General features: G+C 65.5%; 21 protein-coding genes and 2 pseudogenes. 9 read left to right on the forward strand and 14 right to left on the reverse strand.

The genetic code is table 11. The features are described 5' to 3' along the window. Nucleotides 1-4: 4 nt before the first annotated feature. The 3 genes from ACKI1H_RS07010 to ACKI1H_RS07020 all read left to right on the forward strand — a co-directional run bounded on the left by ACKI1H_RS07010 (nt 5) and on the right by ACKI1H_RS07020 (nt 2,007). On the forward strand, nt 5-505 hold the full coding sequence (locus tag ACKI1H_RS07010) for a chemotaxis protein CheW (RefSeq protein WP_138525393.1): 501 nt from the start codon (nt 5-7) through the stop codon (nt 503-505). A gap of 7 nt (nt 506-512) precedes the next feature. Then, entirely contained in the window at nt 513-1,313 is an 801-nt protein-coding gene (locus tag ACKI1H_RS07015; RefSeq protein ID WP_440467994.1) for a helix-turn-helix domain-containing protein, read from the forward strand. Between the two features lie 79 nt (nt 1,314-1,392). Continuing rightward, entirely contained in the window at nt 1,393-2,007 is a 615-nt protein-coding gene (locus tag ACKI1H_RS07020) for a LysE family translocator (RefSeq protein WP_440467995.1), read from the forward strand. A gap of 123 nt (nt 2,008-2,130) precedes the next feature. Here the strand turns inward: ACKI1H_RS07020 and ACKI1H_RS07025 are convergent, their stop codons facing one another. Then, entirely contained in the window at nt 2,131-2,850 is a 720-nt protein-coding gene (locus ACKI1H_RS07025; protein WP_440467996.1) for a 16S rRNA (uracil(1498)-N(3))-methyltransferase, read from the reverse strand. 65 nt (nt 2,851-2,915) lie between these two features. Beyond that, nucleotides 2,916-4,319 (reverse strand): adenosylmethionine--8-amino-7-oxononanoate transaminase, encoded by a 1,404-nt coding sequence (locus ACKI1H_RS07030; protein WP_440467997.1) that lies wholly within the window; start codon nt 4,317-4,319, stop codon nt 2,916-2,918. A 190-nt stretch (nt 4,320-4,509) separates the two neighbouring features. Here ACKI1H_RS07030 and ACKI1H_RS07035 point away from each other — a divergent pair, with 190 nt between their 5' ends. The 3 genes from ACKI1H_RS07035 to ACKI1H_RS07045 all read left to right on the forward strand — a co-directional run bounded on the left by ACKI1H_RS07035 (nt 4,510) and on the right by ACKI1H_RS07045 (nt 7,323). After that, nucleotides 4,510-5,988 (forward strand): flavin monoamine oxidase family protein, encoded by a 1,479-nt coding sequence (locus tag ACKI1H_RS07035; RefSeq protein WP_138525388.1) that lies wholly within the window; start codon nt 4,510-4,512, stop codon nt 5,986-5,988. A 176-nt stretch (nt 5,989-6,164) separates the two neighbouring features. Beyond that, a complete protein-coding gene (locus tag ACKI1H_RS07040) occupies nt 6,165-6,719 on the forward strand; it encodes a cytochrome b (RefSeq protein WP_138525387.1) in 555 nt (184 codons plus the stop codon). A gap of 28 nt (nt 6,720-6,747) precedes the next feature. Beyond that, nucleotides 6,748-7,323, forward strand: coding sequence for a YceI family protein (locus tag ACKI1H_RS07045; RefSeq protein ID WP_017520144.1), 576 nt, complete (start codon nt 6,748-6,750; stop codon nt 7,321-7,323). A 51-nt stretch (nt 7,324-7,374) separates the two neighbouring features. Here the strand turns inward: ACKI1H_RS07045 and ACKI1H_RS07050 are convergent, their stop codons facing one another. Beyond that, on the reverse strand, nt 7,375-7,809 hold the full coding sequence (locus ACKI1H_RS07050) for a MarR family winged helix-turn-helix transcriptional regulator (protein WP_138525406.1): 435 nt from the start codon (nt 7,807-7,809) through the stop codon (nt 7,375-7,377). Between the two features lie 270 nt (nt 7,810-8,079). Between ACKI1H_RS07050 and mexA the strand changes: the two genes are divergently transcribed. From mexA to ACKI1H_RS07065, 3 genes are read left to right on the forward strand one after another with little or no spacing between them, the layout of a single operon-like run. Continuing rightward, entirely contained in the window at nt 8,080-9,237 is a 1,158-nt protein-coding gene (mexA, locus tag ACKI1H_RS07055) for a multidrug efflux RND transporter periplasmic adaptor subunit MexA (RefSeq protein ID WP_138525386.1), read from the forward strand. 15 nt (nt 9,238-9,252) lie between these two features. Further along, nucleotides 9,253-12,396 carry an efflux RND transporter permease subunit gene (locus ACKI1H_RS07060; RefSeq protein ID WP_138525385.1) on the forward strand — a complete coding sequence of 1,048 codons (3,144 nt, stop codon included), beginning with the start codon at nt 9,253-9,255 and terminating at the stop codon, nt 12,394-12,396. A 1-nt stretch (nt 12,397) separates the two neighbouring features. Further along, nucleotides 12,398-13,855 (forward strand): AdeC/AdeK/OprM family multidrug efflux complex outer membrane factor, encoded by a 1,458-nt coding sequence (locus tag ACKI1H_RS07065; protein WP_280055455.1) that lies wholly within the window; start codon nt 12,398-12,400, stop codon nt 13,853-13,855. Between the two features lie 236 nt (nt 13,856-14,091). Here ACKI1H_RS07065 and ACKI1H_RS07070 read toward each other — a convergent pair whose 3' ends face one another. The 11 genes and pseudogenes from ACKI1H_RS07070 to hisI form a co-directional block, all read right to left on the reverse strand. Then, nucleotides 14,092-14,520, reverse strand: a complete 429-nt coding sequence (locus ACKI1H_RS07070) for a UPF0158 family protein (protein WP_138525383.1) — start codon at nt 14,518-14,520, stop codon at nt 14,092-14,094. A 100-nt stretch (nt 14,521-14,620) separates the two neighbouring features. Further along, nucleotides 14,621-15,493, reverse strand: a complete 873-nt coding sequence (locus ACKI1H_RS07075) for a methyl-accepting chemotaxis protein (RefSeq protein ID WP_425049180.1) — start codon at nt 15,491-15,493, stop codon at nt 14,621-14,623. Next, nucleotides 15,479-16,834: pseudogene (locus ACKI1H_RS07080) on the reverse strand (methyl-accepting chemotaxis protein); the annotation flags it as partial. The pseudogene ACKI1H_RS07080 and the gene ACKI1H_RS07075, both read right to left, overlap by 15 nt. 99 nt (nt 16,835-16,933) lie before the next feature. Then, entirely contained in the window at nt 16,934-17,806 is an 873-nt protein-coding gene (locus ACKI1H_RS07085; RefSeq protein WP_419146531.1) for a methyl-accepting chemotaxis protein, read from the reverse strand. Beyond that, a pseudogene (locus ACKI1H_RS07090) lies at nt 17,807-18,886 on the reverse strand (methyl-accepting chemotaxis protein); the annotation flags it as partial. It abuts the gene before it with no gap. 145 nt (nt 18,887-19,031) lie between these two features. Then, a complete protein-coding gene (locus tag ACKI1H_RS07095) occupies nt 19,032-19,739 on the reverse strand; it encodes a 16S rRNA (uracil(1498)-N(3))-methyltransferase (RefSeq protein ID WP_440467998.1) in 708 nt (235 codons plus the stop codon). Further along, complete coding sequence (gene tatC / locus ACKI1H_RS07100; protein ID WP_440467999.1) at nt 19,736-20,530, reverse strand: twin-arginine translocase subunit TatC; 795 nt, start codon at nt 20,528-20,530, stop codon at nt 19,736-19,738. The genes ACKI1H_RS07095 and tatC overlap by 4 nt, the downstream gene beginning before the upstream one ends. Beyond that, on the reverse strand, nt 20,527-21,048 hold the full coding sequence (gene tatB / locus ACKI1H_RS07105) for a Sec-independent protein translocase protein TatB (RefSeq protein WP_440468000.1): 522 nt from the start codon (nt 21,046-21,048) through the stop codon (nt 20,527-20,529). Before tatB ends, tatC begins: the two co-directional genes overlap by 4 nt. Before the next feature lie 3 nt (nt 21,049-21,051). After that, nucleotides 21,052-21,300 (reverse strand): twin-arginine translocase TatA/TatE family subunit, encoded by a 249-nt coding sequence (locus tag ACKI1H_RS07110; protein WP_024766217.1) that lies wholly within the window; start codon nt 21,298-21,300, stop codon nt 21,052-21,054. Between the two features lie 27 nt (nt 21,301-21,327). Next, a complete protein-coding gene (locus tag ACKI1H_RS07115) occupies nt 21,328-21,666 on the reverse strand; it encodes a phosphoribosyl-ATP diphosphatase (protein ID WP_065086256.1) in 339 nt (112 codons plus the stop codon). Then, nucleotides 21,656-22,069, reverse strand: coding sequence for a phosphoribosyl-AMP cyclohydrolase (hisI, locus tag ACKI1H_RS07120; protein ID WP_045212898.1), 414 nt, complete (start codon nt 22,067-22,069; stop codon nt 21,656-21,658). The genes ACKI1H_RS07115 and hisI overlap by 11 nt, the downstream gene beginning before the upstream one ends. Nucleotides 22,070-22,086: the final 17 nt, after the last annotated feature.

A 22,086-nucleotide genomic window follows, 5' to 3' on the forward strand; every position in this document is an offset into this window, starting at 1 on the left:
CCCGATGAGTGATCTTCCCGTCGCCAATACCGCCGTTGCCAATGCTGCTGTGGCCAACGCCGCTCCCAGCAGCCTGACCGGCCTGCTGGTGCCGCTGGCCGACCGCAACCTGCTGCTGCCGAACGTGGCGGTGGCCGAGCTGATCACCTACCGCGCGCCGCACCCGGTGGACGGCCTGCCGTCCTGGTACCTGGGCCAGGTGGCCTGGCGCGACCTGCGCCTGCCGCTGCTGTCCTTCGAGGCGGCCTCCGACGGCCAGGCCGAAGTCAGCCCCGGTGCGCGGGTGATCGTGATCAACGCCCTGGGCGGGCGGCCCAATGTGAAATTCTTCGCGCTCCTGGTGCAGGGTATCCCGCGGTCGCTGAAGGTCGGCTCCGATCTCAAGCGCCTGGACGTGCCGCTGGCGCCGCTGGAGCTGGACGCGGTGGACCTGGGCGACGCCCACGCGCGCATCCCCGACCTGGTCGCGCTGGAGCAGAAACTGGCCGACTCCGGCCTGATCTGAGCCCGCCATGAGTGGCAGCCTGCGCCTTGCCCAGCTGGGAGACCAACCCGGCTTCGAGGTTGCTGGCGCCACACTCGGCGGCCACCGTTTCGAGCGCCACAGCCACGACGAATTCGTCATCAGCGCCAATCTGCGCGGCGAGGAAAGTGTCTGGCTGGACGGCCGAACCTTCGATGCCGGCCCTGGCTGTTTCACCTGCTACAACCCCGGACAGATTCAGGGTGGCGGCGTCGCCGAAGGCCAGCCCTGGCAGTTCGTCAGCCTCTACCTTGCCCCTGACCAGCTGGCCGCGATGCTCGGCCTGCAACGCCTGGAGTTCGAACGAGCCACCGACCGTCTGCCTGCCCTGGCGACCAGGATGGCCGATGCTGTCGAGCGCGTGCTGGGCGATGACCCCTTCGTCCGCCAGCGCGGCGAGGAGCGCCTGACCCTGCTGCTGGCCGAGATCGCTCGCGCCATGGGCGTGCGGCTGCCGCTGGAAGCTGCCGAGCATGGTGGGCGGATCGCCGATCTGCAGGACTGGCTGGCCGCCGACCTCGCGCGTCAACCCAGCCTCGACGAGATGGCGGCCTACCTCGGCCTGTCGCGTTTCCACCTGCTGCGCAGCTTTCAGAAGCAGGTGGGCCTCAGCCCCCGGCAATGGGCCATGCAGCTGCGTACCCGCCGCGCCCAGGCGCTGCTGCGCGCCGGCCTGCCGGCCACCGAGGTGGCGCATGAGCTGGGTTTCGCCGACCAGAGCCACCTCAACCGGCACTTCCGCGCCGCCTATGGCGTATCGCCGGGTACCTTCCAGCGCGCCGTGCGCTGAGGGGCGCAATCTGGTTCAAGTCGCCGGCGAAACGCTCAGGCAGACTGGCTCCATCGCCATCCCGTCCGAGAGTCGATCCATGCTGACCCTGTTCTTCGCCGCGCTGCTGTTCGGCGCCGTCTTCTGCCTGTCTCCCGGCGCCGTGCTCGCCGAAACCCTGCGGCGTGGCCTGAAGGGCGGCTTCCGCCCGGCGCTGCTGGTGCAATTCGGCTCGCTGATCGGCGATGCCGTCTGGGCGCTGATCGGCCTGACCGGCCTGGCGCTGTTGTTCGGCCATGAAACCCTGCGCCTGCCGCTGACGCTGGCCAGCGCCGCCTACCTGGCCTGGCTGGGCGTGCAGAGCCTGCGCGATGCGCGTGAGGTCGGTGTGGTCGAGGAGGGCGCGCCCGGCGATCACCACGCCGGGGCGTTTGCTTCCGGGGCCATGCTGTCGCTGTCGAACCCGAAGAACATCGTCTACTGGGGCGCGCTGGGCGGCGCCATGGCCGGGCTGGTGAATGGCGTGCCGACACTGGCGGATTCGCTGGTGTTCTTCGCCGGCTTCATGACCGCCTCGGTGCTCTGCTGCTTCCTCTGCGCGGCACTGGTGGACTGGCTGCGGCGCAACGCTTCGCCGCGCTGGCACCGGGTGAGCCATGTGTTGTGTGGACTGGTCTTGCTGGTGCTGGTGGGGTTGGCGTTGCGGGGCGTCTGATCTGGTTGGATGTACGAGCGCTGAGCGGTTCGCGAGCAAGCTCGCTCCTACAGGCAGCCAGCTAGCTCGGGGTGCTTTTCGTAGGAGCGAGCTTGCTCGCGAACCCGCCCCACGCCGAACCGCTTAGAAGTCACCCCACAACTGTTGCGCCACGCTCAGTGCAACCACTGGCGCGGTTTCGGTGCGCAATACGCGCGGCCCCAGTCGCGCGGCGTGGAAGCCGGCGCTCTTGGCCTGCTCCACTTCCGCATCGCTCAACCCGCCCTCGGGGCCGATCAGGAAGGCCAGACTCTGAGGCTTGTCATGGCTGGTGAGTGGCTCTGCCACGGGGTGCAGCACCAGTTTGAGCTGCGCTTGGCAGCTCTCCAGCCATTCGGCGAGGGTGATGGGTGCGTTGAGCACCGGCAGGACCGAGCGGCCGCATTGTTCGCAGGCGCTGATCGCCACCTGGCGCCAGTGGGCCATGCGCTTGTCGGCGCGCTCTTCCTTGAGGCGCACTTCGCAGCGTTCGCTGACGATCGGGGTGATTTCACTGGCGCCCAGTTCGGTGGCCTTCTGGATCGCCCAGTCCATGCGCTCGCCACGGGACAGGCCCTGGCCCAGGTGCACGCGCAGCGGTGATTCCGCCTGGCCGTCGAGGACTTCACGCAGGTCCACGCGGACGTTCTTCTTGCCCACCTCGATCAGTTCTCCCAGGTATTCGCGGCCCGAACCGTCGAACAGTTGCACCGCGTCACCCGCGCTGTGGCGCAGTACGCGGCCGATGTAGTGGGCCTGGGCTTCGGGCAGCTCGTGCTGGCCGAGGGAAAGCGGGGCGTCGATGAAGAAGCGGGAGAGGCGCATGGCGATGTCGAACTGATGGGGGAAAGCGGCAAGCTTATAGCTTTCGGCCTGCCGCTTGTAGCCGATCAGCCCGGATCGCGGTGTTCGGGGAAGCGTTCGCTGACCGCTACGCTCACGCTGTCACGGGTGGCGATGTCGATGCCTTCGCTGGCAACTTCGGCGAGGAAGTCGATCTGTTCGGGGGTGATGATGTACGGCGGCAGGAAGTACACCACGCTGCCCAGCGGACGCAGTAACGCGCCGCGCTCCAGCCCATGCTGGAAGACCTTCAGGCCGCGGCGTTCCTGCCAGGGGTAGGCGGTCTTGCTGGCCTTGTCCTGGACCATCTCGATAGCGAGGATCATGCCGGTCTGGCGGATTTCCGAGACGTGCGGGTGGTCCGCCAGGTGCGCGGTGGCGCTGGCCATCCTGGCCGCCAGGGCCTTGTTGGCCTCGATGACGTTGTCCTGCTCGAAGATGTCCAGGGTCGCCAGGGCGGCGGCGCAGGCCAGCGGGTTACCGGTGTAGGTGTGCGAGTGAAGGAAGGCGCGCAGGGTGGCGTAGTCGTCGTAGAAGGCCTGGTAGACCTTGTCGGTGGTGAGCACCGCGCTCATCGCCAGGTAGCCGCCGGTCAGGGCCTTGGACAGCACGAGGAAGTCCGGGGTGATGCCGGCCTGTTCGCAGGCGAACATCGTGCCGGTGCGGCCGAAGCCGACGGCGATCTCATCGTGGATCAGGTGCACGCCATAGCGGTCACAGGCCTCGCGTAGCAGCTTGAGGTAGACCGGGTGGTACATGCGCATGCCGCCGGCGCCTTGCACCAGCGGTTCGACGATCACCGCCGCGACCTCTTGATGGTGCTGCTCCAGCGCCTGCTCCATGGCGGCGAACATCGTCCGCGAGTGCTCCTCCCAGCTCACGCCTTCGGGGCGCAGGTAGCAGTCGGGGGTCGGCACCTTGATGGTGTCCATCAGCAGCGACTTGTAGGTCTCGGTGAACAGCGCCACGTCACCCACTGACATCGCGGCGACGGTCTCGCCGTGGTAGCTGTTGGTCAGGGTGATGAAGCGCTTCTTCTCCGGCTGGCCGAGGTTGTGCCAGTAGTGGTAGCTCATCTTCAGCGCCACTTCGATACCGGCCGAGCCACTGTCGGCGTAGAACACCCGGGAGAAACCGGCTGGCGCCAGGCGCAGCAGGCGTTCGGACAGCTCGATCACCGGCTGGTGGCTGAAGCCGGCGAGGATCACGTGCTCCAGCTGGTCCACCTGGTCCTTGATGCGCTGGTTGATACGCGGGTTGGCGTGGCCGAAGACGTTGACCCACCAGGAGCTGACTGCGTCCAGGTAGCGCTTGCCTTCGAAGTCCTCCAGCCAGATGCCTTCGCCGCGGCGGATCGGGATCACCGGCAGGCGTTCGTGGTCTTTCATCTGGGTGCAGGGGTGCCACAGCACCTCGAGATCGCGCTGCATCCACTCGGCGTTCAGGCCCATGGGCTGCTCCTTACTGATGGCGGCATGTCCGTGTCGACTTGCCCGGATCGCGCAAGCCTATTCAATGCACCTGAGATGAACAAGGACACGTCCTACGACACATGCCGTAGGTTGCCGACCAAGACGGCTATTCGGCCATCTGGCGCTGACGTATGCTTCGCGCCTTTGCACTTTTCTGGGGATCGGCTCGATGAAGATGGGATGGCTGCGCGCTGCTGCGCTGGTCGCTCTGGGGGCGTTCAGCGCGGTGGCGCTGGGCAAGGACAAACAACCGACGGCCATCGTGATCGGTGGCGGTCTCGCCGGCCTTTCCTCGGCCTATGAGCTGCAGCAGGCCGGCTGGCAGGTCACCCTGCTGGAAGCCAAGCCGCAGGTGGGTGGTCGTTCCGGCCTGGCCACCAGCGAGTGGATCGGCAACAAGAAGGTTCAGCCGACCCTCAATGGCTACCTGGACACCCTGAAGGTCAATTCGGTGCCGGCGCCGGACTTTGTCCGTACCCCGAGCTATCTGATCGATGGCGTCTACTACACCAGTACCGACCTGAAGGCCAAGATGCCCGCCGTCGCCGCTGACCTGGAGCGCTTCGAGAAGTCCCTGGACGACCTGTCGGCGTCCATCGATGACCCGCTCAACCCGCTGGCAACCAAGACCACCCAGGCCCTGGACGCGCTGACCGTCGCCCGCTGGCTGGACAAGCTGAACCTCTCGCCGGTGGCACGCCTGCTGGTCAACCAGCGCATCCGCTCCCACTATGAAGAGCCTTCGCGCCTGTCGCTGCTGTACTTCGCCCAGCAGGGGCGCGTGTACCGCAACGTCGATGACCGTGACATGCGCGCCTCGCGCCTGCCCGGTGGCAGCCAGGTGCTGGCCCAGGCCTTCGCCAAGCAGATCAAGACCATCAAGACCAATGCCAAGGTCACCGGTATCACTCAGGACAAGGACGGCGTGACCGTCAAGGTCGGTGCCACCGGCTACAGCGCCGACTACGTGGTACTGAGCGTGCCGCTGGCGGCCGTCGGCAAGATCCCGATGACCCCGGGCCTGACCGCGCCGCAGCAGTCTTCGATCACCAACATGCCCTATGCCTGGCGCGACCAGATCCTGATGAAGTTCAAGCGCCCGGTGTGGGACGACAAGTCGCGCCTGTCCGGCGAGATCTTCAGCGACCAGGGCCTGGGGATGATCTGGGTCGAGCCTGCGGTGAAGGGCGGCGCCAACGTGCTGATCAACCTGTCCGGCGACAACGCCCGTGTCATGCAGGCCTTCGGTGATCGCCAGGTACTGGAGCAGGTGCTGATCCGCATGAACAAGTACTACCCGAAGATGCGCGGTGCGTACGACGGCTACGAGATGCGTCGCTACAGCGCTGACGCCGGCACCGGCGGTTCCTACGTGACCTACGGCCCAGGCGACGTTACCAACTTCTGGCGTGTCTGGGAGCGTCCGGTGGGCCGCGTGGTGTTCGCCGGCGAGCACACCGATGCGCTGTATCCGGGCACCATCGAAGGCGCCCTGCGCAGCGGCAAGCGTGCGGCCAGCCAGGTGCGCGACCTGCAGTCGGGCAAGGCCCCGGTGCTGGAAACCAAGGCTCCGGCTCCGGCCGCCAGCGACAAGCCGGGAGAGGCCAAGGGCGAGAAGAAGGGCATCATGTCCTGGCTGCCGTTCTGATCTGATCGGTTGCACCCAGACAATGCCGGCGAAAGCCGGCATTGTCGTATCTGGCTCTGGGACGGGCGTTTCAAGCGTGACCTATCTTGTCAGTCGATGTTTCAAAGCAGGATTTTCTGCTTTTTTTCGATGGATTAGCCGCTAGTCTTGAATTCCCGTTTCAAGGATGTCGATCGATGCAATGGCGTAATTCCCCCGCTCGTTACGGACTGGTCAGCCTGTTCCTGCACTGGGGCAGTGCGCTGGTGGTGTTCGGCCTGTTCGGCCTGGGCCTGTGGATGCGCGAGCTGGACTACTACGACACCTGGTACCACCGCGCTCCGGAAATCCATAAAAGCATCGGCATCCTGCTGGCGATCGCCCTGATCGTGCGCGTGCTCTGGCGCTTCATCAGCCCGGCGCCGCCGGCTCCAGCCAATCATGGCCAGATGACCCGCGTGGCGACCAAGCTCGGCCACCTGGCGCTCTACGCGCTGCTGTTCGCCGTGATCATCGCCGGTTACCTGATCTCCACCGCCGAGGGTAAGCCCATCAGCGTTTTCGGCTGGTTCGATGTGCCCGCGACCCTGAGCGGCATCACCGACCAGGCCGACATCGCCGGCGCGATCCACCTCTACCTGGCCTGGGGCCTGGTGGTGCTGGCCGTGCTGCACGCCCTGGCGGCGTTCAAACATCATTTCTTCGACCGCGATGCGACCCTGGTACGCATGCTCGGTCGTGCCGCGAAATAACACCTCACCCCAAAGGGAGATTGCTTCAATGCTGAAGAAGACGTTCGCCGCTCTGGCGCTGGGTACCGCCCTGTTCTCCGCTGGCCAGGCCATGGCCGCGGACTACAAGATCGACAAGGAAGGCCAGCACGCCTTCATCGAATTCCGCATCAAGCACCTGGGTTACAGCTGGCTGTACGGCCGCTTCGACGATTTCGACGGTGCCTTCACCTTCGACGAGAAGAACCCGTCTGCCGACAAGGTCAAGGTGACCATCAACACCAACAGCGTGAACTCCAATCACGCCGAGCGTGACAAGCACCTGCGCAGCCCGGACTTCCTGAACGTCTCGAAGAACCCGACCGCGACCTTCGAATCCACCGCCGTGAAGGCCGATGGCAAGAACGCCGAGATCACCGGCAACCTGACCCTGAACGGCGTAACCAAGCCGGTCACCATCAAGGCTGAACTGATCGGCCAGGGCGATGACCCGTGGGGCGGCTACCGTGCCGGCTTCCTCGGCACCACCACCCTCAAGCTGAAGGACTTCAATATCCAGCGCGATCTCGGCCCGGCTTCCCAGGAAGTCGAGCTGACCCTGTCGGTAGAAGGGGTGCGTCAGTAAGACGCAAGGAAGTGAAAACGCCGGCGAATGCCGGCGTTTTCGTTTGTGCGGTCAGTCGGCGTGCCCCTGCAGGCACTGCCGCAGGAGCTGGGTGAGGGTGCGTTGCTCCTCGTCGTCCAGCGGCGCGAACAGACTGTCATGGGTACGTGCGAGGATGGCCTGGGTGCGCTCTTCGATACGGCTTCCGGACTCGGTAAGGAACAGCTGGAAGCTGCGCTGGTCGTCCGGGTTGCGCTCGCGGCGAACCAGGCCCAGGGTCTCCATCTCGCGGATCTTGCGGGTCACCAGTGCCTTGTCGCGGCACATCTTGCGGCCGAGGCTCTGCAGGCTCTGGCCGGCGTCGGCACCGATGAGTTCGAGCAGGCGGATGTCCGGTGGCGTGAGGTCGATGCCCTCGGCACACAGTTCGTCCTGGAGGCTCTCGCGCAAGTGGTCGAGGACCTTCATCAGGGTCTGTGGCAGGTCGGGATTCACGCTATGGGTCATTGGCTCGGTCACGGTAAGTCTTGTGTAAATCAGGTTGATTGGCTCAACCATTTTTTCGTATTTTAGTTGATGTTATCAACTTTGTTCGTCGCCGCGACTGCCTTGCGGGAAACCTACTGCGATATCGGCCTATGGCTAAATCGTTTCAGTAGTTTTCCCTCAGGGCTTTCGGACGTTTACAAACACGGCTGAATGTAAGTATTTTTGCCAGCTTTTCCGGACCGGCAAGCCCACAGCCAAACCGGATGCTTTGCTCACGAGGACAACGATATGCAACGAAAGCCAGCCATGCGCGCCCTGGTCCCGGCCCTGCTCGTCGCCATGGCCACTCTTGCCGGCTGCGACAAAGCCCAGGCCCCGCAGGAGAAGCAGATCCCCGAGGTCGGTGTGGTGACCCTGCAGCCGCAGGAAGTCACCCTGAGCACCGAACTGCCGGGCCGTACTACCGCGTATCGCATTGCCGAAGTTCGCCCACAGGTGAACGGCATCATCCTCAAGCGCCTGTTCAAGGAAGGCAGTGACGTCAAGGAAGGCCAGCAGCTGTACCAGATCGACCCGGCCACCTATCAGGCGACGCTGCAGAGCGCCCAGGCCAACCTGGTTTCCACCCAGCAGCAGGCCGAGCGCTACAAGGAACTGGTCAAGGACGAGGCGGTGAGCAAGCAGCAATACGCTGACGCCCAGGCCGCCTACCTGCAGGCCAAGGCCACCGTCGACAGCGCCCAGATCAATGTGCGCTACACCAAGGTCTATTCGCCGATCTCCGGTCGCATTGGCCGCTCCAGCGTGACCGAAGGCGCCCTGGTGCAGAACGGCCAGGCCACTGCACTGGCCACCGTGCAGCAACTGGACCCGATCTACGTCGACGTCACCCAGTCCTCCACTTCGCTGATCCGCCTGCGCCGCGAACTGGCGGCCGGGCAGCTGGAGAAGGCTGGCGAAAACGCCGCCAAGGTCAAGCTGTTCCTGGAAGACGGCTCCGAGTACCCCGTCGAGGGCAAGCTGGAGTTCTCCGAAGTGTCGGTCGACCAGGGCACCGGTTCGGTGACCGTGCGCGCCATCTTCCCCAACCCGAACAAGGAGCTGCTGCCGGGCATGTTCGTCCATGCGCAGCTGGAAGAAGGCATCAAGAAGCAGGCCATCCTGGCGCCGCAACAGGGCGTGACCCGTGACTTCCGTGGCATGGCGACCGCGCTGGTGCTCAACGCCGAGGACAAGGTCGAACTGCGCACCATCAAGGCCGATCGCACCGTCGGTGCCTATTGGCTGGTCAGCGATGGCCTGAAGCCGGGCGATCGCCTGATCACCGAAGGCCTGCAGTACGTCCAGCCGGGCGCCCAGGCCAAGGCCGTACCCGCGAAGAACGTGGCGCCCACCGCTGGTGCCGCCGACAAGCCCGCCGCCGCCGAGCCGGCCAAGCAGGGTTAATCAAGGGGATTCGTAATGTCGAAGTTTTTCATTGACCGGCCCATCTTCGCCTGGGTGATCGCCCTGGTGATCATGCTGGCGGGCGGTCTGTCGATCCTCAAGTTGCCGGTGAACCAGTACCCGGCCATTGCCCCGCCGGCCATCGCCATCCAGGTGAGCTACCCGGGCGCCTCCGCCGAAACGGTGCAGGACACCGTGGTGCAGGTCATCGAGCAGCAGATGAATGGTCTCGACCATCTGCGCTACATCTCCTCGGAGTCCAACTCCGATGGCAGCATGACCATCACCGTGACCTTCGACCAGGGCACCAGCCCTGACATCGCCCAGGTCCAGGTGCAGAACAAGCTGCAGCTGGCCACGCCGCTCCTGCCGCAGGAAGTGCAGCAACAGGGCATCCGCGTGACCAAGGCGGTGAAGAACTTCCTGATGGTGGTCGGCGTCGTCTCCGAAGACGGCAGCATGACCAAGGAAGACCTGTCGAACTACATCGTCTCCAACATCCAGGACCCGCTGTCGCGGACCGCTGGCGTGGGCGACTTCCAGGTGTTCGGTTCGCAGTACGCCATGCGTATCTGGCTGGACCCGGCGAAGCTCAACAGCTTCCAGATGACCCCGGGCGACGTGAAGACGGCGATCCAGGCGCAGAACGTGCAGATTTCCTCCGGGCAACTGGGTGGCCTGCCTGCGGTGAAGGGGCAGCAGCTCAACGCCACCATCATCGGCAAGACCCGCCTGCAGAGTGCCGAGCAGTTCAAGGAAATCCTGCTCAAGGTCAACGCCGACGGCTCCCAGGTTCGCCTGAAAGACGTCGCCGACGTTGCCCTGGGTGGCCAGGACTACAGCATCAACGCCCAGTTCAACGGCAAACCGGCCTCGGGTATCGCGATCAAGCTGGCTACCGGCGCCAACGCGCTGGATACCGCCAAGTCGATCCGTGCCACCCTGGCCACGCTGGAGCCGTTCTTCCCGCAGGGCATGAAGATCGTCTACCCGTACGACACCACCCCGGTAGTCTCCGCCTCCATCCATGAGGTGGTGAAGACCCTGGGCGAAGCGATCCTGCTGGTGTTCCTGGTGATGTACCTGTTCCTGCAGAACTTCCGCGCCACGCTGATCCCGACGATCGCCGTGCCGGTGGTACTGCTGGGCACCTTCGGTGTACTCGCCGCCTTCGGCTTCTCGATCAACACCCTGACCATGTTCGGCATGGTGCTGGCGATCGGCCTGTTGGTGGACGACGCCATCGTGGTGGTGGAAAACGTCGAGCGGGTGATGGCCGAGGAAGGCCTGTCGCCCCGTGAGGCGGCGCGCAAGTCCATGGGCCAGATCCAGGGTGCGCTGGTGGGTATCGCCATGGTGCTCTCGGCAGTATTCCTGCCAATGGCCTTCTTCGGCGGCTCCACCGGGGTGATCTACCGCCAGTTCTCCATCACCATCGTCTCGGCCATGGCCCTGTCGGTGATCGTGGCGCTGATCCTGACCCCGGCGCTCTGCGCCACCATGCTCAAACCCATCGAGAAGGGTGACCACGGCGAGCACAAACGCGGCTTCTTCGGTTGGTTCAACCGCAAGTTCCTCGCCACCACCCACGGCTACGAGCGCGGCGTCACCTCGATCCTCAAGCACCGCATGCCGTACCTGCTGATGTACGTGCTGATCCTCGGCGGCATGATCTACCTGTTCACCCGCATCCCCACCGCGTTCCTCCCCGACGAGGACCAGGGCGTGCTGTTCGCCCAGGTGCAGACCCCGGCCGGTTCGTCCGCCGAGCGCACCCAGGTGGTGGTGGACTCGATGCGTGAGTACCTGCTGGAGAAGGAAAGCAGCTCGGTCGCCTCGGTGTTCACCGTGACCGGCTTCAACTTCGCCGGCCGCGGCCAGAGTTCGGGCATGGCGTTCATCATGCTCAAGCCCTGGGAAGAGCGTCCGGGCGCGGAGAACAGCGTGTTCGCGCTGGCCCAGCGTGCGCAGATGCACTTCTTCAGCTTCAAGGACGCGATGGTGTTCGCCTTCGCCCCGCCGGCGGTACTCGAACTGGGTAACGCAGTGGGCTTCGACATCTTCCTCCAGGACCAGGCCGGCGTCGGCCACGAAGTGCTGATGCAGGCGCGCAACCAGTTCCTCGGTATGGCCTCGCAGAACCCGGCCCTGCAACGCGTGCGCCCCAACGGTCTGAACGACGAACCGCAGTACCAGCTGCTGATCGACGACGAGAAAGCCAGCGCGCTGGGCGTGTCCCTGTCGGACATCAACACCACCGTGTCCATCGCCTGGGGTTCGAACTACGTCAACGACTTCATCGACCGTGGTCGGGTGAAGAAGGTCTACCTGCAAGGTCGCCCGAATGCGCGGATGAGCCCGGAAGACCTGGACAAGTGGTACGTGCGCAACAGTGCCGGCGAGATGGTGCCGTTCAGTGCCTTCGCCACCGGCGAGTGGAGCTACGGTTCGCCGAAGCTGGCGCGCTATAACGGCGTGCCGGCCATGGAAGTCCTCGGTGAACCGGCCCCGGGCCGATCCACTGGCGAGGCCATGGCGGCGGTCGAGGAGATCGTCAAGCAGTTGCCCAAGGGCGTTGGCTACTCCTGGACCGGCCTGTCCTACGAGGAACGGCTGTCCGGGTCGCAAGCGCCGGCGCTCTATGCCCTGTCGCTGATCGTGGTGTTCCTCTGCCTGGCGGCGCTGTACGAGAGTTGGTCGATTCCGTTCTCGGTGATGCTGGTGGTGCCCCTGGGCGTCATCGGTGCCTTGCTGGCGACTTCCATGCGCGGGCTGTCCAACGACGTGTTCTTCCAGGTGGGCCTGTTGACGACCATCGGTCTGTCGGCGAAGAACGCCATCCTCATCGTGGAATTCGCCAAGGAACTCCACGAACGAGAGGGCAAGCCCATCGTCGAGGCCGCCATCGAGGCGTGCCGGATGCGTCTGCGGCCGATCGTCATGACCTCCCTGGCCTTCGTCCTCGGCGTGCTGCCGCTGGCGATCTCCACCGGCGCCGGTTCCGGCAGCCAGCACGCAATCGGTACCGGCGTGATCGGCGGCATGATCACTGCCACCATCCTCGCGATCTTCTGGGTACCACTGTTCTACGTGGTGGTCAGTACCCTGTTCAAGGACCAGCTGTCCAAGGAACAGGAAGCCACCGAGAAGGGGCATTGATATGAGAAAGTCCTTTTTGTCCCTGGCGGTCGCGGCAGTTGTGCTGTCCGGCTGCTCGCTGATCCCCGACTACGAGCGCCCCGAGGCGCCCGTGGCCGCGGCCTATCCGCAGGGCGATGCCTACGATGCGGCGCAGCCGGCCAATGCCGGCGCCGATATCGGCTGGCGCGAGTTCTTCAAGGACCCGCAACTGCAGCGCCTGGTCGAAGTGTCGCTGGAAAACAACCGTGACCTGCGCGTCGCTGCACTGAACATCGAAGCCTACCGGGCGCAGTACCGCATCCAGCGGGCTGACCTGTTCCCGGCGGTGGACGCCAGCTTCGACGGCTCGCGCCAGCGCCTGCCGGCGGACCTGTCGCAGACCGGCAGCTCGATGATCAGCAGCCAGTACGGCGCGACCCTGGGGATCACCTCCTGGGAAGTCGACCTGTTCGGCCGCCTGCGCGCCCTGCGTGACCAGGCGCTGGAGCAGTACTTCGCCACCGAAGAAGCCCGTCGCAGCACCCAGACCAGCCTGGTGGCCAACGTCGCCAACGCCTACCTGACGCTGCGCGCCGACCAGGCCCAGCTGGAGCTGACCCGCAACACCCTGGGCACGTACCAGAAGAGCTATGACCTGACCAAGCGCAGCTACGAGGTCGGGGTCGCCTCGGCCCTGGACCTGCGCCAGTCGCAGACCCAGGTGGAAAGCGCGCGGGCTACCCTGGCGCAGTACACCCGTCTCGTTGCTCAGGACCAGAACGCGCTGGTCCTGCTGCTTGGCTCCGGTCTGCCGGGCGACCTGCCCCAGGGCCGCCAGCTGTCCGACGAGCTGCTGGCCACCGTGCCGGCGGGTCTGCCCTCCGACCTGCTGCAGCGCCGCCCGGACATCCTCGAGGCGGAGCACCAGCTCAAGGCGGCCAACGCCAACATCGGCGCGGCGCGGGCGGCGTTCTTCCCGAACATCAGCCTGACCGCCAACGCCGGTACCCTGAGCCCAGACCTCGGTGGCCTGTTCGACGGCGGTTCCGGTACCTGGCTGTTCAAGCCCTCGATCAGCCTGCCGATCTTCAACGCCGGCAGCCTGCGCGCGAGCCTGGACCTGGCCAAGGTGCAGAAGGACATCAACGTCGCGCAGTACGAGAAAGCCATCCAGACGGCCTTCTCCGAAGTCGCCGATGGCCTTGCCGCCCGTGGCACCTTCAACGAGCAGCTGCAGGCGCAGCGCGCGCTGGTGGACGCCAGCAGCGAGTACTACCGCCTGGCCGACAAGCGCTACCGCACCGGTGTGGATAACTACCTCACCGTGCTCGACGCGCAGCGTTCGCTGTTCAGTGCCCAGCAGCAGCTGATCAGCGACCGCCTCAACCAGCTGACCAGCGAGGTGAACCTGTACAAGGCCCTCGGCGGCGGATGGCAGGCCACGGCCGCTCAAGCCAAGCCGATCTCCAGCGAGGCGCCGGAAGGCCGATTGTTCTGATCGGAAACAGCAACGCCGCCCTTCGGGGCGGCGTTTTTGTATGGGGACAGGCGATAGCAACACGTAAGGCGGATCACCCGGAGTGGGTCATCCGCCGCTGCCGCTCTCGTAGGATGGTGTGGAGCGCAGCGATACCCATCGATTGGCGCGCAAGGCGAATACCCAGAGACCCCAATGGCGGATAACACCACAGGCGTTATACGCCCTGCGATGGAGTTCGGCGCGGGAGGGTGCCGCTACCAGATCGCGCTGCGCGTGGCCGGTTGGATCTGGTTGTCCGCCAGCCAATCCAGCGCACACTCGCGCAGCCGCTCGCCCTGGTAGACGTACCAGGCTTGCAGCAGCTCCGGATAACCCATCAGCACATGACGGAAGGCCTTGAACGGCTTGCGCCCCTCGATGGCGTTGGCCAGCGCGGAGTAGGCATGGGGTTCGGGTACTTCGCGGAGGAAGTCGCGCATCAGCTCCAGCGACTGGCCGCTGCTCAGCGGCTCGATGGGCAGCAGGCGCTCCGGTTCGCGGTGCAGCAGTTCGGCCAGCTCCGGATCGGGGTCTTCTTCGGGAATCAGCAGCACCTGGCCACTGAACAGATCGAGGTAGTGATCGATACCCTGGGTGTCGAGCGCGAAGGCCAGTTCGTCGAGGTCGATGGTCAGCGGGCGCATGGTCACTCTCCCAATATGGCGAGTGACCGATCCTACGCCATGCGCATGACAGCTGTCCTGCCGTTGTCGGTCGGCGCGGGCGCACCGACCGACTGGTGCTTCACAGGCGGAAGCGGCCTACCTGCAACTGCAGCTCATTGCCCAGGCGCGCCAGCTCGGTGCTGGAGCTGGCGGTCTGCTCGCTGGCGGCGGCGGACTGGTCGGCAATCTCGCGCACCTGCACCACGCTGCGGTTGATCTCCTCGGCGACGCTGCTCTGTTCCTCGGCGGCGGAGGCGATCTGCAGGTTCATGCCCTGGATGTCGGCCACAGTGCGGGCAATCACGCCCAGCGCCTCGCCAGCGCGACGGGTCAGCTCCACCGAGCTGCCGGTCAGGCGTCGGCTGTCGTCCATGCGCGTTACCGCTTCCTGGGCGCCGCGTTGCAGGCCGGCGATCAGACCCTCGATCTCGGCGGTGGAGGACTGCGTACGCTGGGCCAGGCCGCGCACCTCGTCGGCGACCACGGCGAAACCGCGCCCGGCCTCGCCGGCTCGGGCGGCCTCGATGGCGGCGTTGAGTGCCAGCAGGTTGGTCTGTTCGGCCACTGACTTGATCACGTCCAGCACGCTGCCGATTTTCTCGCTTTCCTTGCGCAGCAGTTCCATGGCCTCGGCGGAGCGATCCACCTCGATGGCCAGGCGGTCGATCTGGTTCACTGCGTCCTGCACCACCTGGTCGCCCTGGCGGGCCTGCTGGTCGGCCTGCTGGGCAGCGGCGGACGCCTGCTCGGCGTTGCGCGCGACCTCCTGCACGGTAGCGGCCATTTCATGGATGGCGCTGGCGACCTGCTCGGTTTCCACGCGCTGGCTGTTCACCCCGGCGCGGGTCTGCTCGGTGACGGCGGAGAGTTCGTCGGCAGCGGTGGCCAGCTGGCTGACGCTGCCGCCGATGTGGCCGAGCAGCTGCGACAGGCTCTCGCGCATGCGCAGCATCACCCGCTGCAACTGGCCCAGCTCGTCGCTGCGCTGCACGTTGAGGTCGCGCGACAGGCCCTGGGAGAGGTCACCCTGGGCGATGCGCTCGGCCAGCTCCAGGGCCTCATGCAGCGGGCGGACGATCTGCCGGTTGATGGCCCAGCCGGAGAGGAAGCCAAAGGCCAGGGCGAGCACGGCAATGAGAATCTGCCGGGTCTTGGCGGCAGCCGTTTCCGCCTCATTGCGCTTCAGGGTGTCGTCGTACAGACGGTCGCTGGCCGACAGCAGTGCTTCGCTGGCGCCGTTCAGACCCTGGCGCGCCTGGACGGTGGCGTTCACGCCACCACGGAAGTGCTCGATGCCGCTGCGGTAGTTCTGCAGGTCCTTGAGCGCAGCGCCCAGGCCGTCGGCGGCGATGGCCGGCAACTGGCTCTGCAAGGCGGTGCCGGTGTCGCGCAACTGGTCGAAGGCAGCGAAGGCGGCCTGCTCGGCGCTGGCGGATTGTTCGAAGACATAGCCGCGTACCTGGTAGCGCACCAGCAGCAATTGCTGATGCAGCTGGCCAACGGCCTGGGCGCTGTGCAGCAGCTGGGGATCGCCGGGTTGTTCGGCGAGCAGGTCGAAGAGTTGCTTGTCCAGTGCCTCGAAGGCCTGCAGGGCGCTCTGCGCGCTGCCGACCAGAGTGCTGCGGGCCTGAGTGCGTTGGTCCACCGCGCGGGTGAGGGCGCTGAAAGCTTCGCGGTATTGACTGACTGCCTGGTGCGCGGCTTCCAGCTGGTGGGCATCGATGTCGCTTCCCTTCAGGCGTTGTTCGATCAGCTCCAGCATCTTCGTGCTGTGCTGTTCGACGCGCTCGGCCTGGCTGCGATCACCGCCCAGCTCGAATTGCAGGCGCGCGAGATTGGCCTGCTGGCTGAGGTCGTTGAGTTCGGTGATGGTCGCCATCTGCTCGCCGCGTCCGGCCTGGTTGTCCAGGCTGTGCAGGCCGCTGAGCAGCACCAGCAGGGTGAGGAAGAGGAGGATGCCGAAGCCCACCACCAGCTTCAGGCTGACGTTCAGGCGTCCCAGCTGTACTACTAGCCAATCGTACATGTCGAATACTCCAGGCAGGCGTCGCCACGGGATCGACGGCCCGTGGCTGGCAAGAACAAGTGTGCAGAGGCGAGGTGGAATTGTCGGGACGCATCTTCGTGCGTCAGAGGCTATCGGCGGGCGATTGAGAAACTGTAGGCGGGAATTCGTCTCGGCATGTCCGACGCGTTGGCGCCCCGGGCGAGCTTTCGTAGGATGGCGTGGAGCGCAGCGATACCCATCGCAGACCACGCCAATGGGATGATGGGTATCGCAAGCTCCACCCATCCTACGGTCAGGTCCTGCGCAAGGGTCTGGCAGGCGCAGCTGTATCGACTGTCCATGAAAAGGCCCGCATTGCGCGGGCCTTTTTCGTTGCGGGACGAATCAGACGCGGAAGCGGCTGACCAGCACCTGCAATTCGTTGCCCAGTCGCGCCAGCTCGACGCTGGAGGCGGCGGTTTCCTCGCTGGCGGCAGCAGTCTGCTCGGAGATGTCGCGCACGTTCATCACGCTGCGGTTGATCTCCTCGGCCACGGCGCTCTGTTGTTCGGAAGCGGCGGCGATCTGCTGGTTCATCGACTGGATGGTCGACACGGTGCGAGTAATGGCACCCAGGCGCTCGCCGGCGCGGCGGGTCAGGTCGACGGTGCTGACGGTCAGGTCGCGGCTGGTTTCCATCATCTGCACGGCCTGCTGGGTGCCGCTCTGCAGGCCGGCGATCAGCTCCTCGATCTCTTCGGTGGAGGACTGGGTGCGCTGCGCCAAGCCGCGTACTTCGTCGGCCACCACGGCGAAACCACGGCCGGCGTCACCCGCGCGGGCGGCTTCGATGGCGGCGTTGAGGGCCAGCAGATTGGTCTGCTCGGCGACCGCCTTGATCACATCCAGCACGCTGCCGATCTTCTCGCTTTCACGCTTGAGCTTGAGCACCGATTCGTTGGTGCGGCCGACTTCGCCGGCCAGACGGTCCATCTGGGTCACGGCTTCGTTCACCGCGCCTTCGCCATCGCGAGCCTGACGGTCGGCAGCGGAGGCGGCCTCGGAGGCCTCTTCGGCGTTGCGCGCGACTTCCTGCACGGTGGCCGCCATCTCGTTCATGGCGGTGGCGACCTGGTCGGTCTCGGTCTTCTGGTTGTTCACCCCGGCGCTGGTCTGCTCGGTCACCGCGGACAGCTCCTCGGCGGCACTGGCGATTTGGGTCACGCCGTCGTGGATGCGGCCGATCAGCTCGCGCAGGGACAGGTTCATGCGCTGCATGCTCTTCTGCAGCTGGCCCAGCTCGTCGTGGCGGTTAGTGGGGATGTCACGGCTGAGGTCGCCGTCGGCGATGCGCTCGGCATGGCCCAGCACTTCGCGCAGCGGGTTGACGATCTGCCCGGTGATGATCCAGGCGGCGATGCTGCCCATTACCAGGGCGATCAGGGCGGCGAGGCCCAACAGGGTCTTGGCCTGGGCGACGCCGGCGTCGCGCTTGGCGGTCTGGGTGGTGGTCAGCTCGTTGCTGAGTTTTTCGATCTGCTGGCCGCTGTCGCGCATGCGGTCGCGGGCAGCCTGGCTGTCGTTGACCTCGTTGCGGTAGTTGGTCAGCGCGTTGCGGTAGGTTTCCAGCGCATCGAGGGTGGCGCGGAATTCGCCATTCAGCTCGGCCGGCGAGGTGCTCATGTCGCTCTTCACGCCGTCGATCAGCTGCTGCAAGGCGGCGAAGGCGGGTTGCTCCAGGTTCTGCGCGTCGGTGCTGGTGTAGGCCATGACCTGCAGGCGCGCCTGCATGACGGAGCGGCCAATGCCGGCGAGGTCTTGCAGGTGCTGCAGGCTCTCGGCGCTGCCACCGGTGACCAGCTTCTGCTCGGCCTTCTGCAGCCCCTCGCTGACTGCGCCAGCAGACTTGATCAGGACCTGCTTGGCGGCGTCTCGCTCTTCGAAGGACTTCAGCAGCTGAGCATACAGCTTGCGGTACTCGACGCTCAGTTCATGCTGCTGATCGATGACGCGGCGGTCCTCCGCTTCGGTGAACCGTTCGTTCAGTGCGCGGTGACGCTGGTCCAGCTTGTCCAGGGTGTCGAGTACCAGCTTGGCGTCTTCCGGTGCGCGTGTGGACTGGAATTTCAGGCGGGCGATGCGCAGGTCCTTGGCAATGGCGACCAGCTCGGAAATCTCGCCGAGCTTGTCGCCCCGGCTGATCACGTTGCCCAGGTTGATCCAGCCGGTGAGGGCGATCAGCAGGGTGAGCAGCAGCACCAGGCCGAAGCCCGAGGCGAGTTTGAGTTTGACAGTCAGGTTGTTGAACCAACGAAACATGAAGGCGGCGCTCCAGCGATGAACAGGGCCGGTACGCATGGCTGAGCAGGAAATGCGCAGAGTGGGGACGACCGGTACCGCTGATATCGGCTTCGCTGCGTGGAACTGAAGTGTTCTGCGGTAATTTTCTGACTGGTGGTTCACGCTGGAGGCCGCGTGGTTACTGGCCTCTAGCCATTTCCAGTTAGAACAGTCGTGCCAAAAGTGCGGTCACGGCAGTCTCGACGCGCAGGATGCGCTCGCCCAGCTGAACAGGGTTCAGGCCGGCCTCGCGCAGCTTGTCGACCTCGTAGGGAATCCAGCCGCCTTCAGGGCCGATGGCCAGGGTCACCGGCTCGCTCAGCGCGCGCGGGCACTCGGGCCAGGGGCCGGGATGGCCGATCAGGCCGAGGCTGCCGGCGGCCAGCGCGGGCAGGCGGTCTTCGACGAAGGGCTTGAAGCGCTTCTCGATGATCACTTCGGGCAGCACGGTATCGCGGGCCTGTTCCAGGCCCAGGATCAGTTGCTCGCGCACAGCCTCGGGTTCGAGGAAGGGCGTCTGCCAGAAGCTCTTTTCCACCCGGTAGCTGTTGAGCAGCACCAGACGCGGCACGCCCATGGCGGCGACGGTCTGCAGCACGCGGCGGAGCATCTTCGGACGGGGCAGGGCTAGCAGCAGGGTCAGCGGCAGTTTCGCCGGCGGGGCCTGGTCGAAGCTGACCTGCAACTCGGCCTCGTTGGCTTCCAGGCGCAGCAGGCGGCCTTCGCCCATCTGTCCGCCAAGGCGACCGACGCGCAGGCGGTCGCCACTTTCGGCGCGGTGGACTTCCTGCAGGTGGGTCAGGCGGCGGTCGCGCAGGATCACGCGATCCGCCGCCACGAAGTCGGCGTCGTCGAGCAGCAGCAGGTTCACGGGCGGGTGGCCGGTGGCTGGTCGCCCTTGGACTCTTCTTCCTCTTCCGGGCCGCGCTTGCGGATCAGGTGGCTGAACAGCACGCCTGCTTCGAACAGGAGCCACATCGGCACGGCGAGCAGGGTCTGCGACAGCGGGTCCGGCGGGGTAAGGATCATGCCGACGACGAAGCAGCCGATGATCACGTAGGGGCGGATCTTCTTCAGGTAGGCCACGTTGACCACCCCGATCCACACCAGCAGCACGGTGGCGACGGGAATCTCGAAGGCCACGCCGAAGGCGAACAGCAGGGTGAGGAAGTCCAGGTAACTGTTGATGTCGGTCATCGGTGTCACCCCTTCCGGGGCCTGGCCGAGGAAGAAGTGGAACATCAACGGGAATACCAGGAAGTAGGCGAAGGCCATACCCGCGTAGAACAGCACGATGCTGGAAGCCAGCAGCGGCAGGGCGACGCGCTTCTCGTGCTTGTACAGGCCCGGTGCGATGAAGCCCCAGACCTGGGCGAGGATCACCGGCATGGCAAAGAGCACGGCGACGATCATGGTCAGCTTCAGCGGCGCGAGGAAGGCCGACGCCGGGTCGATGGCGATCATCGTCGCGCCTTCGGGCAGGAAGCGGCGCAGCGGCTCGGAAGCCAGTGCGTAGATCTTCTGCGAGAAGTACAGCAGGCCGATGAAGATCACGAAGATCGCGACCACGCAGCGCAGCAGGCGCGTGCGCAGCTCGGTCAGGTGCGAGACCAGGGGCATTTCCTGGTCGTGTTCGGGCTGGTCGGGTTTTTCGGCGCTCATGGGGTACGCGGCGTCTCGGGCGAAGCGGGCGGCTGGCTCGGCTGCTCGAACAGGTCCGGTTGAGGGGCCTGGGGCGCAGCAGTGGGTTCGGCCGGTGCGGCGGGGGCCGCTTGCGGGGTGGCAGGCGCAAGGCCGGCGCCCGGCAGGCTGTTCAGACGGCTATTGGGCGCGATGCTCGGCGCCGCGGGCGGCTCGGCGGGTGCGCTCTGGCCATCGGGCTGTGCGGGCTGCTGCGGATTGAAGGTTTCACGAGCCTGGTCTTGCAGGTCGGTCAGCGGTGCCATCAGCTTCTTGGCTTCCTGTTCCATCTGCAGGATGTGCTCGTTGTGCAGCTGGCGGCGGATTTCATCCGCGCCCAGCTCGCGCTCCACTTCCGTCTTGATGGCGTTGAAGCTGCGCTTGAGCCGGCCGATCCACAGGCCTGCCGTGCGCGCGGCACCCGGCAGGCGGTCGGGGCCGAGCACCAGCAGGGCGACGAGGCCCACCAGCAGCAGTTCGCTGAAGCTGATACCGAACATGAATCAGTCCTTGCGCGCCGGCTCTTCGACCTTGTGCGCCTGGGCGTCGATGGTGTGCGGCTGGTTCAGCGGCGGGGTGCCGGCAGCGGCGTTCGGGTCCTTCTTCTCGTCTTCCTCGGTGTTCATCGCCTTCTTGAAGCCCTTGATGGCTTCACCGACGTCCGAACCGAGGTTCTTCAGGCGCTTGGTGCCGAAGACCAGGACTACGACGATCAGGATGACGACCCAGTGTTTCCAGTCAAAGATGCCCATCTTGTTTTCCTCGCAAAGTTGTCGGGTTCAGGCAGACGGTTGGCGCGCGGCTTTCTCGTCGTGCCCGGAAAGGCCGAAGCGGCGGTCCAGCTCGTCCAGTACCGCCTGTGGGTGCTGGCCGAGGGCGGCGAGCATCACCAGGGAGTGGAACCAGAGGTCGGCCGTTTCGTAGATCAGGTCCGTGCAGTCACCGCTGGTGGCGGCGTCCTTGGCGGCGAGAATGGTTTCCACCGACTCCTCGCCAACCTTCTCCAGGATCTTGTTCAGGCCCTTGTGATACAGGCTGGCCACGTAGGAGCTGTCCGGTGCGGCATTCTTGCGCGCTTCGAGGACTTCCGCCAGACGGGCGAGGGTATCAGTGCTCATGGGGTTTTCCTGTACCTACGTGGGAGTAGATGGCATCCGGGTCCTTGAGGACCGGGTCGACGGTCTGCCAGGCGCCGTTCTCGAATACCCGGTAGAAGCAGCTCTCACGGCCAGTGTGGCAGGCGATGCCGCCCAGTTGCTCGACCATCAGGATTACCACGTCGGCGTCGCAGTCCAGGCGCAGCTCGTGCAGCTTCTGCACATGGCCGGAGTCCTCGCCCTTGCGCCAGAGCTTGCCACGCGAGCGCGACCAGTAGATGGCGCGGTTCTCGGCGGCGGTGAGGGTCAGGGCCTCGCGGTTCATCCAGGCCATCATCAGCACGCGGCCGGTGCGATGGTCCTGGGCGATCGCTGGCACCAGTCCATCGGCATTCCACTTGATTTCGTCCAGCCAGTCTTTCATCTCGGGTTCCGTACAGC

This window comes from Pseudomonas sp. YH-1 (assembly GCF_051990045.1).
Classification (GTDB): domain Bacteria; phylum Pseudomonadota; class Gammaproteobacteria; order Pseudomonadales; family Pseudomonadaceae; genus Pseudomonas; species Pseudomonas nicosulfuronedens.